This is a genomic window from candidate division KSB1 bacterium, assembly GCA_034521575.1.
In the GTDB taxonomy this organism is placed as follows: domain Bacteria; phylum Zhuqueibacterota; class Zhuqueibacteria; order Residuimicrobiales; family Krinioviventaceae; genus JAXHMJ01.
Genome location: JAXHMJ010000001.1, coordinates 378,684 through 392,822 on the forward strand (window position 1 = coordinate 378,684; position 14,139 = coordinate 392,822).

10 protein-coding genes are annotated in these 14,139 nt (G+C 50.5%); 2 read left to right on the forward strand and 8 right to left on the reverse strand.

Annotation, left to right across the window (positions count from 1 at the left end):
• Positions 1-23 precede the first annotated feature (23 nt).
• On the reverse strand, positions 24-1,622 hold the full coding sequence (locus U5R06_01765; GenBank protein MDZ7721566.1) for an immunoglobulin domain-containing protein: 1,599 nt from the start codon (positions 1,620-1,622) through the stop codon (positions 24-26).
• Between the two features lie 25 nt (positions 1,623-1,647).
• Positions 1,648-3,903 carry a leucine-rich repeat domain-containing protein gene (locus tag U5R06_01770; GenBank protein MDZ7721567.1) on the reverse strand — a complete coding sequence of 752 codons (2,256 nt, stop codon included), beginning with the start codon at positions 3,901-3,903 and terminating at the stop codon, positions 1,648-1,650.
• A 122-nt stretch (positions 3,904-4,025) separates the two neighbouring features.
• Here U5R06_01770 and U5R06_01775 point away from each other — a divergent pair, with 122 nt between their 5' ends.
• Positions 4,026-4,727 carry a LuxR C-terminal-related transcriptional regulator gene (locus U5R06_01775; protein MDZ7721568.1) on the forward strand — a complete coding sequence of 234 codons (702 nt, stop codon included), beginning with the start codon at positions 4,026-4,028 and terminating at the stop codon, positions 4,725-4,727.
• Between the two features lie 80 nt (positions 4,728-4,807).
• A complete protein-coding gene (locus tag U5R06_01780; GenBank protein MDZ7721569.1) occupies positions 4,808-8,149 on the forward strand; it encodes a DUF5060 domain-containing protein in 3,342 nt (1,113 codons plus the stop codon).
• A 19-nt stretch (positions 8,150-8,168) separates the two neighbouring features.
• Here U5R06_01780 and U5R06_01785 read toward each other — a convergent pair whose 3' ends face one another.
• The 6 genes from U5R06_01785 to U5R06_01810 form a co-directional block, all read right to left on the reverse strand.
• Positions 8,169-8,390: a type II toxin-antitoxin system HicA family toxin gene (locus U5R06_01785; GenBank protein ID MDZ7721570.1), complete on the reverse strand. Its 222-nt coding sequence runs from the start codon at positions 8,388-8,390 to the stop codon at positions 8,169-8,171.
• Positions 8,387-8,593 carry a type II toxin-antitoxin system HicB family antitoxin gene (locus tag U5R06_01790; GenBank protein MDZ7721571.1) on the reverse strand — a complete coding sequence of 69 codons (207 nt, stop codon included), beginning with the start codon at positions 8,591-8,593 and terminating at the stop codon, positions 8,387-8,389. The genes U5R06_01785 and U5R06_01790 overlap by 4 nt, the downstream gene beginning before the upstream one ends.
• 76 nt (positions 8,594-8,669) lie before the next feature.
• Positions 8,670-9,401 carry a DNRLRE domain-containing protein gene (locus tag U5R06_01795; GenBank protein MDZ7721572.1) on the reverse strand — a complete coding sequence of 244 codons (732 nt, stop codon included), beginning with the start codon at positions 9,399-9,401 and terminating at the stop codon, positions 8,670-8,672.
• Between the two features lie 17 nt (positions 9,402-9,418).
• Positions 9,419-10,921, reverse strand: a complete 1,503-nt coding sequence (locus U5R06_01800) for a fibronectin type III domain-containing protein (GenBank protein MDZ7721573.1) — start codon at positions 10,919-10,921, stop codon at positions 9,419-9,421.
• Between the two features lie 12 nt (positions 10,922-10,933).
• On the reverse strand, positions 10,934-11,668 hold the full coding sequence (locus U5R06_01805; GenBank protein ID MDZ7721574.1) for a T9SS type A sorting domain-containing protein: 735 nt from the start codon (positions 11,666-11,668) through the stop codon (positions 10,934-10,936).
• Entirely contained in the window at positions 11,641-13,911 is a 2,271-nt protein-coding gene (locus U5R06_01810) for a glycoside hydrolase (GenBank protein MDZ7721575.1), read from the reverse strand. Before U5R06_01810 ends, U5R06_01805 begins: the two co-directional genes overlap by 28 nt.
• Positions 13,912-14,139 lie beyond the last annotated feature (228 nt).

Genomic DNA, 14,139 nt, shown 5'->3' on the forward strand with positions numbered 1-14,139 from the left:
TGGCACATTAAATGGAATGGTGGTCACCGGATTGAACGGATCTGGAGTAATTCGGGCTGCAGGGCAAAGTCGAGCGGAATCTGTTCCGGTTCATCAATCCCGGATTCAGTGGATACGCTCACGGTCACCGGCCGGCTGTACAGCGTCAGGTCTGTGACTGTGCTGCTGGTAATGTGACAAATATACTTGCCCGCGTCTGATTCGGAAACCGCTGCAATCGTAAAAACGCTGTCCTGCGCGCCATCGATTTCCGCATCATCTTTATACCATTGGTACCGATTGGCGCTTCCTCCGACTGTGACGGACAACTCTAACGCTTCACCCTCATTGATCGTGGTGTCACGCCTGCTGCCGATACTGTCCTGAGGAATATAGGAAAATTCCGGTATCGACAGGTTGGGTTCAATATCCTCAAACGTGAATTGGTTGGTATGAACACGCAGATATTCAAGACTGTCAAGTCCGCTCAAGTCAGGCAGGTCGGTCAACTGATTGTTATGCAAATACATCCGTTCCACGTATTCCAATTGATTAAATTCAATCGGAACAGGCCCGGATAAATTGTTATCACTTAGAGACAACCGTTTCAAGTTGGATAGATTACCGATCGACGCTGGAATAGATCCGTCAAATTCATTGGCGTTGAGATGCAGAAACTGTAAATTCTGAAGATTGCCGATCTCGTTTGGTATGGGGCCGGAAAATTGATTGTCGTTTAAATGGAGCATATACATCGTTTCCCGATCACATAATTCTTTGGGGATTCTGCCGGAAAATTGGTTGCCCTGAATTGAAACAGCCGACAAGTTGACAAAATGTATGATTCTGTTTAGTATGTCACCGCTCAAATCATTATTATAAAGGTATATGCTGCTTAATTCGGTCAGATTTGCGAATTCTTCCGGGATGGGACCGGAAAGGTTATTGTTTCCGAGATGTATACTGTTTAAATTGACAAGATTGCCGATTTCAGGCGGGATGGCCCCTTCCAGACTATTGGAAAAGCATGAAAAAGACCTTAATTTGCTCAGGTTACCGAATTCTTTGGGAATAGAACCGGAAAAATCATTGGTGTATAACGAAAGATTGGTCAGATGAACAAGATTGCCGATTTCTCTGGGAATTGAACCGGTCAGTTGATTAAGGGAAAGATTCAGACTGATCAGATTTACCAGGTTGCCGATATCCGGCGGCAGAGTGCCGTTTAGATTATTATTGTATAAACGAATTACAGTCACCCGTCTATTATGGGTTGAAATACCATGCCAGCTGTCAACCGGTCCGGACAGCCAGTTTTCATTATTGGTCCACTCATCTCCATGGGTCGCGTTGTAGAGGGCCACTAAGGCTAATGAATCCGCCTCCGCCCCAAACCCTTCAATTTCGACATAAACCGGACGGGTATATAACGTCAGATCCGGTGCAAGACTGTTTGTAATTTTACAGCTGTATTCGCCGGTATCATCCGGTTCCACCGGATCCAGAACCAATGTCGGATCCGTAGCCCCTGAAATATCGGAATAGCCCTTGTACCATTGATATTGATTGGCCGTGCCGCCGACCTCTGCGTAAAATTCCAGGCGTGACCCGGCAGAGACGGTCGTGTCTTTTCGACTCCCCACGCTGTCCTGAGGAATATAGGAAAATTCAGGTATCTGAAAGGTTGGGTTCAATATCCTCAAACGTAAATCGGTTGTTATGAATACGCAGATATTCAAGACTGTCAAGTCCGCTCAAGTCAGGCAGGTCGGTCAACTGATTGTAATGCAAATACATCCGTTCCACATATTCCAATTGATTAAATTCAACCGGAACAGGCCCGGATAAATTGTTATCACTTAGAGACAACCGTTTTAATTCAGATAAATTGCCGAGCGATGCAGGAAGGGTGCCGTCCAGATCATTTCCGTTGAGCTGTAGATACTGTAAATTTTCCAGATTGCCAATTTCAGCGGGTATGGGGCCGGAAAATTGATTGTCGTTTAAATGCAGCATATAAAGGTCTTCAAAATCACCTATTTCTTTAGGAATTTTGCCGGAAAACTGGTTGCCTGAAATTGAAAGCAATGACAAATTCGGAAAATTTATGATCATCTTTAAAATTTCCCCGGATAATTGATTATTGTAAAGGTATATATGGGTTAATCCGCTCAGGTTTCCGAATTCTTCCGGAATGTCTCCGGAGAGATTGTTATGTCCCAAATGGATGTAATGCAAATTGGTGAGATCACCAATTTCCTTTGGAATTGAACCGGTCAACTGATTCCCTGCTAATTCCATATTGACAAGTTTAACCAGTTTTCCAATATCCGGCGGCAGTGTTCCGTTCAAATTATTTTCAGTCAGTTCTATTCTTGTCACGCGATTTTGATAGACCGTGATTCCGTACCAGGACTCGACCGGGCCGCTGAGCCAGTTGTCATTTCGGGTCCATGCCTCACCGTGGGTACTGTCGTACAGGGCCACCAGGGCCAGTGAATCCCCTTGCAGATCATAACCGGTTATCCCGACATGAATCGGCTGATGAACCAGGGTCAAATCGGTGACCAGAGTGTTGGTAATTTCAACCGAATATTGCCCGACATCGTCAAATCCGATTGCCTCCACCACCAGGACCGGATCTGTCGCTCCGATAATCATTTCATCATCTTTGTACCATTGATAGAGATTGTTTTCACCGTTCACACGTAAATCCAGGTCCAATCGTGAACCAAGCTCTACTGTGGTGTCCCTGCGTGTGCCGATGGTGTCCTGGGGCGCGTAGACAAACTCTTCCAGTCCCAGATAAGGTTCAATATCACCAAACGTTATCCGGTTATGATTGATATGCAGCTGACGCAGACTGTCCAAACCGGTCAGGTCCGGAAGGTCGGTGAATGTGTTGTTGTTCAGGGTCAACACCTCTAATTTTGTCATGTTTACCATTTCCGCAGGCACATGTCCGTTTAGCTGGTTGTCATTGAGACGCAAACGTTCACAATCGCGAAGGTTGCCCAACTCGGGCGGGATGGGACCGGTCAGCGATGCCTGGCGCAGAGATAATGAGGTCAGGTTTACGAGATTCCCCAATTCAGCTGGAATCTCTCCGGTTAATTCATTGTCATAAAGCGTCAATGTGGTCAGATTCACAAGATTGCCCAGTTCAGCAGGAATAGGTCCTTCAAATTGATTGCGGGACAAATCCAAATCAACCAAACTGTCCAGGTTGGCAAGAAAAGACGGAATCTCTCCGGACAATTCATTCCCTGCCGCATCAAAGTGCTTCAAGTTTACCAGATTTTCAAGGTCCTCCGGTATTTCGTTTTCCAGATTATTGCTGGATAACGCCAGTTTTGTCAAATTGATCAGATTGCCGATTTGTGCAGGGATGCTGCCAGTTAAATTGTTTCGGCTCAGTCTTAATATTTTTAACGGGGTCAAGTCACCGATCCGGGGAGGGATAGAACCCGAGAACTGATTGCCGTGCAAACTCAAATCCTGTAGACTGTCAAGATCACCGATTTCCGGAGGAAGTGGACCTTTTAGTTGATTGTCAAACAATGACAGGTCTGTAAGATTATCGAGCTCTCCGATGTCCGGCGGCAGAGGGCCGCTGAGGTTATTGCGCCACAGATCAAGGCTCCTGAGGCCAGTTAGATCACCGATTTCCGGAGGAATGCTGCCCGTCAGATTATTCATTTGAATGTAAAGATTTGTAACCCTTGAATCTTTGACCCAAATTCCATGCCATGTTTCAACCGGTCCGGTCAGCCAGTTGCTGTTGTTATTCCAGTTGTCACCGTCGGTGCTGTTGTACAACGCCACCAGCGCCAGTGAATCCTGCTCTAATACACCGCTGTATGCGGAATAGGACGATAATGTGATAAAGCAGAGTATGAGCAAACCGATTTTTTTCGTAACCATAGACGGCTCCCCTTTCAAAGTTCAGGTTCTTTTTATCCTTGCATATATAACAATTAATTGTCAAATTATCAATACGGTATAGGGAGTATTTTTCTTTGTAAATGATCCATAAAGGCTGCGCTATGAAACACATTCTCACTGAACGGGAGATGCTGTACTCTCTGAATCAAAATGTTTCCTTTTTGTGCAACTCGGTCCGGAAAAATCTTTATACATTAAAAGAGATCGCTGATGAGATCCCTTGTCATCTGCACCTGAACCGCAAACGGGACATGGCGATCTATTTTATCAACAAAGTCGGGCGTGATTATTATGGCGATTATTTTGAAACAATTCTGGAAAATGGCGCCGAGGCCATGCAGAACATCATTCATCCGCATTCCACCCAAGAGATCATGGAACCCCTGATCGAACTGGCTGCATCGGATGATGCTGGCAAAATATTCAGTTTTGTACAATTTGTGCGCCGTGATCCCAACAGCCCGTATCAATGTTTTATAACCAACACCAAATTATATGAACCGGATGATTCGTTGATTTCAATCACGCTCCAGGTGTCATGCCTGGACAAGTTTTCAAAACAAATGATGCAAATGCTGGAGCAGGATCAGTTTTACACTTCTCATTACCCCAGATTTCAAATCCTGACACGGCGGGAAAAAGAAATTCTCGGCTATATTGCAGATGGCAAAACCAATCAAGACATCGCCGATCTGCTGTGCATCTCAAAATTTACCGTTAAAACACACAGACAAAATATACTGAGTAAACTTGAAACCAGCAGGTTGGCGGACTTGATAAAGTACGCGCAAACTTTTCTTTAACTTTTATAATAACACGGACAGCGCTGCACATTATTCCCTGTGGCGGCTTTTTTTCCCGTTCATTGTTTGTCGAGGATAGGATGATCAAATTTTTTATTTACATGATTTGGGTTTTTCCCGTTGCTGCCCAGGCTCTGCAGGTGACCGGTTTTACAATCGTCAATGCAGATACCGACCAGGATATCATGGCTCTTGAGGATGGCGACACCATCAACCGCGCCACATTGCCGGATAACTTGAACGTGCGCGCAGAACTGGATCAGTCCGGTGATATCGGCTCGGTCAAATTCGAATACAACAGCAATACCTCGTACCGTACTGAAAATGTAGAGCCTTACTGCATTGCCGGCGACAGTCCGCAGGGCGATTACAGTTCCTGGGGTTCGGAACCTGGCGTGGGAGAGCACCGCATCAAAGCCGTCCCTTACAGCAGTGATGCTGCCGGCGGCACCCAGGGTACGGCGCTTGAGATATCTTTTACAGTCATTGACCAGCCGGGACCGGTTGCCGATGCCGGGACGGATCAGACGCTTTATCTGCCGACGGATCAGGCCGCCCTGGACGGGTCCGGCAGCACCGCTTTGACTGACCCGATGGATGCCTGGAACTGGACGCAGATCAGCGGCCCCAACAGTGCGGTTCTGGCAAACACGGACCAGGCTGTCTGCACAGCCTCCGGTCTGGTAGAAGGAAGCTATGTATTCAGGCTCTGGATTGAGGATGACGGAATCGCGGATTCAGCCACTGTGACGGTCGATGTGGATCCCGGCACTCCCGTCGCTGACGCCGGCAGCGATCAGCTGATCATAGAACCCCAGTCATCGGTGACCCTGGACGGGTCTGCATCCTCTGATGTTGCGTCGGGGCAGATCACCGGTTATCTCTGGCAGCAGGTCAGCGGGCCTTCCACGGCTTCTTTGGGTACGCCGGATGCCGTAACCTGTGAGGCTTCCGGACTGGAACACGGCACCTATCTGTTTTCCCTGACGGTGACCGATGATGACAATTATCAGGATGCGGATTCGGTGCAGGTACGCGTGCTGTCCGAGAGCGGCGGTGCGGTGATCAGCGGCGAGCTGAAAAAATGGCACACCGTGACGGTCACATTCACCTCGGCGCAGACATTCTCTGAAACCGGCGATCCGAATCCGTTTTTGGACTATCGGTTGAATGTCACCTTTACCGGTCCGCAGGGACAGGTCTATGAGGTGCCGGGTTATTTTGCAGCCGACGGCGACGCCGCCAATACCGGCGCGTCTTCCGGTGATCAATGGCGCGCGCATCTGTCTCCGGACGCCGAGGGCAAGTGGCTGTTCGACGCCTCGTTTTGCACCGGTACGGACATTGCGGTCAGTGATGATCCGAATTTCGGGGCGGCCGTTTCACCCATCGACGGCGCCGCCGGAAGTTTCAGCATCGGAATCAATGACAAAAGCGCACCGGATTTGCGCGCCAAAGGCCGGCTGAATGTGGTCGGCGGACATTATCTGCAGTTTGAAGAAACCGGCGAGTATTTTCTCAAACAGGGCGCCGACGCGCCGGAGAACTTTTTGGCTTTTGAAGATTTTGACGGCAGTTTTAAAACCGACGGCGAATCCGACAACCGCATCAAATCCTGGTCGCCGCATCTGGGCGACTGGACCTCCGGCGATCCCAGCTGGCAGGGCGACAGGGGCAAAGCAATCATCGGCGCTGTCAATTATCTGGCCTCGGAGGGCATGAACGCGTTTTCGTTTCTGACCATGAACATCGGCGGCGATGACAAAAATGTGTTTCCGTACTTGAATTATAACAACAATTCAGCGCCGCAGGACGACCGGCGGCGTTTTGACTGTTCGCGTCTGGACCAGTGGGGCATTGTGTTTGACCATGGCACGTCCAAGGGAATGTATCTGCATTTCAAAACCCAGGAAACCGAAAACGAACTGCTGCTCGACGGCGGCGCTGTGGGTGTGGAACGCAAATTGTATTACCGCGAACTGATTGCACGCTATGCGCACAATCTGGCTTTGAACTGGAATCTGGGCGAAGAGAACAACAACCAGAGTACACAGCAGCGCAAGGATATGGCGCAGTATTTTTACGATCACGATCCCTATCACCACAATATTGTCATTCATAACGGCGCCAGTCCCAGCGATCTTTTGGGCAGCGCATCGAAACTGACGGGTTTTTCCCTGCAGACCAATCGCAGTGATTTTGCCAATGTTCACAGCCACGTGCTCAACTGGGTGCAGAATTCTGCGGCTGCCGGTGTGCCCTGGGTGGTGGCCTGCGATGAACCGGGCGATGCCTCGCACGCGCTGGTGCCGGATGCGGATGATCCGGATCACAACAACGCGCGTATCAACGCCCTTTGGGGCACGTTCATGGCCCAGGGCGCCGGCAATGAATGGTATTTCGGCTATCAGCATGACGAGTCCGATCTCACCTGTGAAGACTGGCGCAGCCGCGATTTATGGTGGGACCAGTGCCGGTATGCGCTCGAGTTTTTCGATCAGGTGCCGTTCTGGTTGATGCAGAACGATGACAATCTGGTTACCTCCGGACAGGATCATTACGGCATGAAAGCAGAGTCGGCCCCGGATTATTATTATGTGATTTTTCTAAAGAACGGCGACCAGAACAGCGATGTTGTGGTGGATGTGCAGGACGGCGAGTACGAAATAGCCTGGTTTGATCCGCGCAGCGGCGGCGCTCTGCAGCATGGAACCACCAACTGGGTGTCTGCAGCCGGATCCGCCAATATCGGACAGGCACCGTACGACCATACCCGCGACTGGGCGGTGTACCTAACCACCGATGACACGCTCAGCGTGACATTGACCTCGTTCACAGCACAGCAGCAGGGAGACAGCGTTTGGGTGCGCTGGACCAGCGAATCCGAGGTGGATCATTTGGGGTATAATCTGTATCGGCGCACCGGAACACAAACCGATTATGTCAAACTCAACAACCCATTGATTGTGACAACTCGTGAAGGTTCATCGGTTCAACAGCATTCCTATGAATATATTGATATTCCGGATCACACGGGCAGATTGTATTATCGCCTGGAAGCCGTGGACACCAGCGGCCGGACCCGCTTTTACGGTCCGGTGACCGTTCAGTTTACAACAGGGATTCAGGATAAACAGTTGCCGGGTCAGCATCACCTGTACCCGAATCATCCGAATCCGTTCAATCCAAACACCATGATCCGATTTGATCTGGCCGCTGCCGAACATGTGAGTCTGGATATTTACAATGTGCATGGTATTCAGGTTCGTACGCTGATGGACCGCCGGATGCCGGCCGGACAGCACCGCCTGCAATGGGATGCGCGTGATGATAGCGGACAGATAGTGCCCTCTGGTGTTTATTTTTACCGGTTGAAGGCAGGCGAGTTTGAAGATATGGGTTCTATGGTGCTGCTGCGTTAAGGCTCAATGGTACGCCTGGTTACAATAAATGAACAAAATCATCAATGGTCATATTAGCTTGCCTGATAATAGCCCTTAACGTTCCCCTATCTAAGACTTTATGATTTGGAACAAATAGCTGCGAAAAGGGATCATCTTTGCGTAAAATGATATGACTACCATGCTGCCGTTTAAAATAAAACCCGGCTTTTTTTAATGCCTTGATGCAATCATGACCTGATATTGTTGGTAATTCGCTCATACGGCAACGAGCATCGTTTCAAACCGTTCTTCAGGCACAGGCAGATCATCCTCTTTTAAAGCAGAAATATAACCTTCGATCGCTTCTTTGATATTTTGAATGGCCTGTTCTTTTGTTTCACCCTGACTCACACATCCGGAAAGACTTGGACATTCTGCCACCCAAAAGCCGTCCTCTCCTTGATAAAGTACAACCTGTCTCATTTTGTATACTCCTTATTAATCGCATATAGAAATGTAAATAAACCTGAATTGATTTCAAAGAAAAAATGCAACTGACTTATTTCAACAACAGCATCTTGCCCGTAACCAGCTGTTCTGCTGACTTTAGTGCAAACACATAAACACCGCTCGGCAGATCGACAGCATCAAATATAACTCTGTGCATGCCGCGCATCATTTTTTCCGCGACCAGCGTACGGATTTTCCGGCCTTGCATATCATACACGCTCAAATCCACAAGCTGTTCCCGCGGCACCTGAAAACAAAGGGTGGTGCGGGGATTGAATGGATTCGGATAATTGCTGCACAAAATGGATTGTCGGGGAGTTTTCGATTCATCCACATGCGATGCGGTTTTTTCCGTATAGGTGATATCCAGATACGGCCGCTGGTGTTCGTTGTATTCAGAGGCTTTGAAACCGATTTGCGTGTCTCCGCCATTCATCACCATCAGACCGCAGTTTGCCCTTGCGCCGTCCGTCCATTGCTGAACCAGCGATGTGATATCGGCCTCCGGATAAAACGTGTGATCCCAGTTCTCCGATCCAGCCTGATGCGGAATTTCAGCAACAAGCGAATCAAACCGGCAATCCCCGCCCGGGGTGTCCCATGTTTCTGAATCTGTAGCCTGCGTCCAGGTGACATGAGTCTCATCCCAGTCACGATTCAGGCAATAAATCCGCAGCATGTCGCCCGGGTGATAGTTCTGCTGATTCCAGACGTAAAATCCGATTTTCGCGGACAGGATCTGTTGGCCGGACAGCTGCGGTGGCAGATTGAATTTGATCACAAACCGGTCGATTTGATCTACATACGGTTCATCGCCGTAATGTCCATCGGATCATCTGCAAAGATAAAGCTGTCATCCACCTCGTCCGTTGTCTCCAGATGCAGGTTGTGTGTTTCCTGTGTTGTATTCAGTGTTGTTGCGTTCACGGGACCACAGAGAGCGGAGGTGTTATCCGCGGCATCGTGCGCCCGCAACTGATAGACATAGGTGGTGGCCGGGGAGAGTCCGGTATCTGAAAACGCTGTTGCCTCTGTTTGTCCGATCCCGGTTCCGTCGCGGTACACGACATAGCCGGTCACTGAGGTATTGTCGGAAGAAGCGCTCCATGTCAGATCAATCTGACTGGATGACACCGCTACCGCCATCAGATTAGCCGGCACGCTCGGCGCTTGTGTATCGGACGGCAGGGTCACCGGTACCGGAGCGGATCGAGTTGATTCTAAACCAGCGCTGTTGACCGCACTCACCCGGTAGGCGTAGCTCATACCAGGAATACAGGATGTATCCGAACAGGCCGTGTCTGTTGGGGTTTGAATCAGACTGTCCTGCCGATAAACGCGATAATGCAAAATACCGGATTCCGCATCTGCTGCGGCGTCCCAGAACAGATCCACGCGGGTTTCATTGACCGCAGAGGCGCTCAGGCTTTGGGGAACCGATGGCGGTGTGCTGTCGTCTGAAGAGCCGTGCCAGCCTGCCAGCCGCGCCCACAGCCACCAGGCGGCGTAGGCCTTTTGATTGGCGTTCAGCGGCTGCGAATGCGCCGCGCCGCAGTTGTACCAGTCCACCCCTTCGGTATGCGCATTCTGCCATTCGGTCGCCCAGTTACCGCCGTCATAGTTGCAGCCGTCGTCCACATTTTGATCGCCGTAATACACGCCGTCCGGATCATAACATTCGATATCGTAAAAATCATACAGGACGTTGCCGTTCTGCTCGCAGTATTGACGAATCTGTTGATTGCGCTGATGCAGATTTCCGGATTCGCCGCTGCCGTCAGCGTGACCGGTCATGTACACGAACGTCACCTGCGGATAATCCTGTTGCAGCTGCGTCATGGGCTGCAGGTACTGCGTGTTCATCTGCTCTTCTGAATACCATGAGGCCTGTCCGCACCAGGACCACATGACCACGTTCACATCCGCATGCGATTCATGTTCCAGGTATTCGCGCGTCTCATTGACCCAGTCCGGATAATAGCCGCAGTCATGATCCATCCACCCGTCGCCATAGCCGTCGCCTTGCTCGAGATCAAGCGCACCGCCGCTGTTAAAGGCAAAGATGTCTTTAGCCAGATTCAGGCCCTTGCCGCCGTTGTTGGCAAATTCGACCAGGCCCTGCATACCGTCGGTGATCTGGCTGCCGTGCGAGGTGTGTCCGTAGACAATGTGCAGAGAGTCTTTTGCAGATTCGATGGCTGTCTGCGGTATTTGTGTGATATCCGTGCAATGGTGATCAACTATGATTTGCGCAGACAAGAGCTGAGCCAACAGCATGACTCCCGGAATCAAATATCTCATAATGCCTCCTTTTTATTTCATCAATAGTATTTTCTGCGTCCGCCGCCGGGTTCCGGCTGCAAGTTCGACGAGATACAAGCCGGCGCCGAGCTGATGACCCTGCGAATCACAGCCGTCCCAGGTTACTTTGTGCACACCGACCCTGCGCCGGGCATCAACCAAAATGGCAACCTGTTGTCCGAGAATATTATAAATTCGCAGAGAGATGTGCTGCGGTGAATCCAGGATATAGCCAATAACGGTCTGCGGATTGAATGGATTCGGCGATACGTTCAACATTAAATCAGAATTTCCATTCTCAGGCGACTGCACCGCGCTGTTGAAGTCACCCTGCAGCCGGTAAAACATTTCAGTTTCAGTTTTGGAGATACGGTGATACCCGTTCGCAAGCGTTTCAACATCAGGGGATATGCTGGAATACACGCCGGAAACCTGGATATTCTCAAGCGGCCAGGGCAGCTCAGCCGCACATATATCCACATACGCCTGATCCCCGATAAGCGTCATAAGAATATCAGAGTCCCGTTTGCGCAACAATACCGATCCGGCGGTGCGCACACCGTGCAGTTCAGCCGTGAATGCCTGCGGCTGAATGAACAGCCGGTCCCTGAGTTCAGCTGCGGCCAGTGCGGCGCCGGATTCTGATCTAATCCGGTACACGCGTTCGTCGCCGTTCGTTGCGAAAAATCCTTTTGCAGAGAGTGTATGGCCCTCGGTTGTCACCGGCTCATCACTGAAATTGACCATGACCCGCCAACCGTTACTCGGATTCGGGTGCGCTGCAGACGCTTGTCCGCGGACAAAAAGTCGTGTGCGGTCATAGCCGCAAATCCGCAAGAGCGCGTGACCGCGGACACCAGGTTCATGCTGGTGATAAAGCGTTCGCGATGCTGCCGCCAGTACTGCGGCGACGGCGGCATGATCAGCGGCATGGAGGCGTACAGGATATTGTACAGTTCTTTGTCGAGCCAGTATTCGGGGACTTTGGACAGGCCGTCACCGGTGTACCAGGTGGGCACATGCACATCGTGATACACCAGTCCGTGCAGCGGGATGCGGCGCGCCGGGTTCATATTGTAATCGATAAACTCATCGCCGGGATCCGTGACCGGTGTGGCCCAGTCGTAACCGGCATGGTCCGACGGCATAATGGACAGGGTACCCTCGCCGTAATCAACCACCGGAAAGGCAAAATCGCGCGCCTCTTCGCTGCCGGTGACCAGATTGAATTCGTTCTTTACCACGTTCAGCGCCTGAACGCGGCAGCGGCCGTCCTGGCGACGTGTTGTAGGATGTACTGTTGAATAGCACTCAACCAGTGCCGAGGCCAGTTCCACGTCAATAAACCGGGCATTATACAAATTTTCCGCCAGATCGTCCGTCAGGCGCTGATGCGCGTAATTGGGATGCGTAGCCGAACAGGTGTAATAGCCCTGAAACGGCGTGCCGTCGTCCAGATACGCCAGCCAGCCCTCGCGTAGCGATCCGTCGCGGTTGACGATTACATCTTCGGGATAGCCGTCCGTGCGGTACCAGTCTTTCTCCGGGTGGGTCGGCGGCCAGACGTCCGTAAAAATATCATAGCGGCTGGATAAAAGTCCGTGGTTGTTAATATGCTGAATAACATCGGTGAGATCGGTTTCATTGTTCCAGCCGCCGCCGAGCGAGATGATGCCCCGGTCCATGCCAAAGAGCAGCAGCGAGTCGATAAATGCCGGGGACCGGAACTGCGGGTGCAGCGCCCAGAAATCGACCGCCCCCTCGAGTTTTGCAACGTTCGGATTGTTATACATTTTTTCGGAAAACGGTTTGACATATCCCTGCTGTTCGGCAAATGACCGGTAGCGCTGCGCCATGCTTACATACCCGCCGGAGGCAAAAAAAGACAGATAAAAGTGACGAGTGTACCCAAAGGTGCCCTTGACAGGCAGGTGCCGCATCTGTAAGGATGAAAAGTTACTGTCCTGCGGTTTGAAACTGCGGATCATCGTATCCCAGGGATCCTGTGTATACAGCATATAACCGTTTTCCAGATTGGTCACTCCGGCAAATCCCATCGTGGCTTTCCAGTCATACAGACTGAACTCCCAGAACGGAAACTCTTCCTGCACCGGCAACAGCATACCCGCGGCCCAGGGGATGACCAGGTAATCGTTGTCCCGACTCGTTGCAAATCCGGGAAAATCATAATGGTAATTAAGCAAAGCAGCAGAGTCACCGGCGCATTTGAACGCAATGGTTTTATCCCGGAGGTGCAGGGAGAGCATGACTTCGAGGTCGGATGATAACAGGGTGGCATGAATGGCGAGAGAATCCGCAGCCGAATCCACCTGGCTCACAATCCAGTCGCTCACCCCTGAAAATTCATAGGTTTGATTGATGTCCTTGTCGATGATATCCAAAGCCATTGACGGAACGGTGAGGTTAACGCTTAAATGATCGTTCTCCAGGCTATACTGCATTTCATCCGGCAAGGCGCCCTGAAGCTGCAGGGATACCTCGTCAATATAAAGCTCGCAGGTGCCGGCGCCGATAAAGCGGGCCCGGATGCACGCCACGTTCTCCGGAATAACAAACCGCGATGAAAACAGAGAATAAGTCTCGCCGGATTCAAAATACCGGGACCCATGCGCCCAGTTCAGGACGTTCTGCTGTTCATCATATAGGATGACGGAAAGTTCCGCCCAGTCCCGCAGCTGGACCGCCAGAATCCGGGCTGAAAAGTCGTATATTTCTCCGGGGTTGGCTGAAATTTTTTTAGACTGTTCAAACGACCAGTCTTTTTCTCCCCAATGTTCGATGTGCAGCGCATGTGTTCCGGTGTAGACATGCTTTTCGACAATTGCGGCCTGTCCGGCGCCTGGCTCGCGCGTCCACAATTCGTTCCAGCCGTTCATTCCACCCTCAAATCCGGGATTGGTCAACAGATTCTGCGCCGGCAGCAGGGCGGCGTCAAGGAGAATGAAAAACAGTATTAAGAATTTCATCATGGCCTCGTGTGTGATCAGCGAATCATGAAAATAGGAAAAAGGAAGAAAGAATCAAAGAAAAAGTCAAGGCAGCGGCTGCGTATTCAGTACATACCATAGTACGTACTGTTGTATTTTGCCCACCTAAATTGCAATTCACTTTTTAGTTGAAAGCTAAACAGATTTCTGCGTATATTGTGTCGGGATGACAATAAAGAAAAACAATCGTGTAAACAGATTTGATTGAAA